The sequence below is a fragment of the Cytophagia bacterium CHB2 genome, from assembly GCA_030263535.1.
Lineage (GTDB): Bacteria > Zhuqueibacterota > Zhuqueibacteria > Zhuqueibacterales > Zhuqueibacteraceae > Coneutiohabitans.
In genome coordinates, this window is sequence record SZPB01000541.1 from 1 (window position 1) to 3,125 (window position 3,125).

General features: G+C 50.9%; 3 protein-coding genes. All 3 read right to left on the bottom strand.

Translation table 11 applies throughout. The features are described from left to right. Nucleotides 1-623: hypothetical protein (locus tag FBQ85_28645; protein MDL1879102.1), on the bottom strand; the 623-nt coding region annotated here is incomplete at its 3' end. 3 nt (nt 624-626) lie between these two features. Beyond that, on the bottom strand, nt 627-1,748 hold the full coding sequence (locus FBQ85_28650) for a hypothetical protein (GenBank protein ID MDL1879103.1): 1,122 nt from the start codon (nt 1,746-1,748) through the stop codon (nt 627-629). 55 nt (nt 1,749-1,803) lie between these two features. Next, nucleotides 1,804-2,520 carry a hypothetical protein gene (locus FBQ85_28655; GenBank protein MDL1879104.1) on the bottom strand — a complete coding sequence of 239 codons (717 nt, stop codon included), beginning with the start codon at nt 2,518-2,520 and terminating at the stop codon, nt 1,804-1,806. Nucleotides 2,521-3,125 lie beyond the last annotated feature (605 nt).

The window sequence follows — 3,125 nt, forward strand, 5'->3', positions numbered from 1 at the left end:
GTATACCAAATGATCGTGGTGAATGCGCCAATGCCGATCGTGCCGGTGGTGTCGTTGGGCGGCGGCGTAAACACGGGCCGGCTGGTTGCAAACTGTGCTTGATAATCCCAAACCGTATAGCGCGTGTAGCCCGCGCCTATCATCAGCGAGTCATAATAGGCATCGACGAGCGCCTCGGTTGCTACGGCATTCGGCTCATCGTCCATGATCAAAATGCCCTGGTCAAACGTGGGGCCCAAGACATGAAAGTTCAGCGTGGCCGGTGTGGGATCGACCGTGCCGGTATTGTCAATCGCGCGCACCTCAATGGTGTGCCAGCCGTTGCGAAACTTGAAATTCACAAAAAACGATTCGGTAAATGTCCAGGTGTTGTCAAACAACGGGCCGGTGATGCGATATTCGTAACCTTGAATGATGCCGTCTGAATCATTGCCGTGCCATTCGAGCCGCAGCTTGAAGGCATTGTTCATCGAACCGTCCAGCGGCAACGGTGCAAAAGCAGTTTCCGGCGGCTTGCTGCCGCTGGTAAGCCCCTGATCGGTGGGTTGATTGTTACACGAACTGAGCGCGGCCCAGGCGAGCAGCGCCGCTGCCATTGTGATATGCCGGCGAAGGCTGCACATAATTCAATCCTCAAGGATAAACTGAAATGTCAACTGTACCGGGTTGTTGAGACTGAATCCCGTTGTTGTGCTTTCAAACGGGGAGAGCGCATTGTTGCCAACGGTGACCACAAAAACTTGTGAAAAAAATCGTTCTTCGGGATCAAAGGGGATGTCGCTGGTTTCCGTGCCTGTTCCTTTGCGCATGAACTCGACCGTCCAATAGCCGTTCTCGTATCGCCCAAACGACCGAATGTCCGCAGACCCGCCGAGCGGCTCTTGCAAAACGAATGAAGGCAGGCTGACGGCTTTATTGGGGGTGGCATAGGGTGAAGAAGCGAGCACAGCACTTTCATAATCGATTAGAAACTGGCGATTCTCCGAAGTTTCGGAATAAACCGGCGGCAATGCCGGCGGCGTCACCTCCGCATCGTTTTTCCAGGCAAATTTCGGACGATCATCCGTCGAATCACGCGGGGTTTTGTTGTCATCGTAGTTGAGATCCCAAGTGTTACGATACGAAGGCGTATCGTTGAGAAAGTTCAGGCCGTCGACGCGCGCAAAGTAGGGCGTTACGGTTTGGCCGGATTGGAAGCCTTCGAGCGTCATATCCTGAAAATAGCCCATGGGATTCGTCAACGCAGCATCCCAATACCAAATATCTCTGTCTTTTCCGGAGCTTAGCCAATACATCATCATCCAATCCGAGCCTTGCTGACTTTGCGACCATGTTGCAGTGGCGGGATCGTAAGACCAGACTTGCCGGGAGAGGCTTTTGTCGGCGTCGGGCCAGGTTGCCAGAAAGCCGACATAGATGACTTCGGAGGTATCGTTCTGCGCCGTATCGATTTCAGTCTCTTTCCACCAGGCGGCTTTGAACTCCATCAAGAAACCGCTTGCCGGCGCGTTGACGCCGCTGTTGTTATCGATAAAAACGCGATAGCGCGGCGCCTGTTGCCAGACGGCATCGTTGGCGCGGCCGTCGAGCACCGGAGGTTGTTTGACCGACACCGCAAACAACTCCTGTGGCTGTTCCACTGCCGTGGGCAATTCGCCGCTGCCGCAGCCGGAAAACAGAAAAACGATGACGCTGAGCTTGATCAGCAAAAACCAATTTTTACGAAGCGCTGGCATGGAAAACTCCATGAGTATTATTTCATACCCAAAAAACACCTTCGTCCGACGGTTTTTCTCTAATAGATCACCAATACATGACGTGTCGTGAGCTGCGCAGCAGGTTCTTCTGAAACCATTTGACTTGATTGCCCCGTTTGGTATCGGGCCACATCAGATTCGATTGTGTTTTAGAGTGCCAGAGGCTGCACGAATGGCCGATTTCATGCGCCAGCGTGCTGTCACTCTTCACGCCGGCGAGATCGAGAGTTAAATAATCCGAGAGCGGGCCGAGAGAGCAGCCCTGCTTGCCCACAATATCGCGCACAACGAATGCCGTAATTGGAAAAGTCAATGAAATCGGGATTGCGTTCCAGCCGGCCAGGTGCTTTGCAAAATACTCGCCCGCTTCGCCGAACTCCTCTTTAAACGCGCCGGAATCGCAATGCACGACCAATGCCGCAGAAGGCGCGGGCGCGGTGATGATTTCGACCATGCCTTCGCTGTAGGGCAATAACTTGACATTGAAGCGATCTTTTAACGTCTTACGCGCGAAGTCAATCGCGAGAGTCAGGTCGCCGGGATTGACCAGCGGCCCGTTTTGATCAGAAAGAATGAAGATGTGCAGCCGCAGTTTCTTCGGCGGCCACGCCACAAAGCCGAGCAAGAGATCGAAAATGCCGAGCACCAGGCCAACCACCGTCATCACCACGCGCACCACGACCCTAACAACAGCCTTCACCACCCGCCAAACTTTTTTGGCGGCTTTCTTGATTTTGTTTTTGATGGAGGACCAGAGGCCCATTTAATGTTTCCTTCTCCTGAGAACCAGAAATCAATGATCGTGGGTTATTTGTGCAGTAATAGTGTGCCAAAATTGTCATGGACGCACGCTCACGGCAAGATGACAAAAACAGAATGTTAATTAATAACAGAAATTCGCATCAAACGATATTGATGATTAATGTCGCCGCTCACCTGTCCTTTTCATACACAAATTAAATGCTACAATTGGTTTTAGGCCGAATTTGTAGTTGCGATTTATTCTTCCTTATCTTTACCCCTTAAAATCGAGGCATCGAAATTCTTCTCTATTTTTCTAAGTTCATCAGCGATAACATCTAAATCTGCGACCCAAATTTCACCACTTTCAAAGCGTACTTTACTCACATAACACACCCCTGTCAAAAAAGAAAAGTCAGCGTATGCAGTTGCTACCCATGAACCTTTCTCCTTGATCTTGGGTGGTAAATTTCGAATTGAAATCCCCCCCATTCTATCAAGAAATTCGTTCCAAATGTCAAAGCTTACTAAGCCCAGTTGAATTGCAACTATTGTCTTATCACTGGTGTTTTGATACTCCGCTGAGTGTTGAATGCCTTCGCGAGAGTACTGGGTGCCTTTGCTGAA

Excerpts from the sequence above, each read along its gene's own strand:
- FBQ85_28650 (MDL1879103.1), bottom strand. The coding sequence starts at position 1,748 with ATGGAGTTTTCCATGCCAGCGCTTCGTAAAAATTGGTTTTTGCTGATC.
- FBQ85_28655 (MDL1879104.1), bottom strand. The coding sequence starts at position 2,520 with ATGGGCCTCTGGTCCTCCATCAAAAACAAAATCAAGAAAGCCGCCAAA.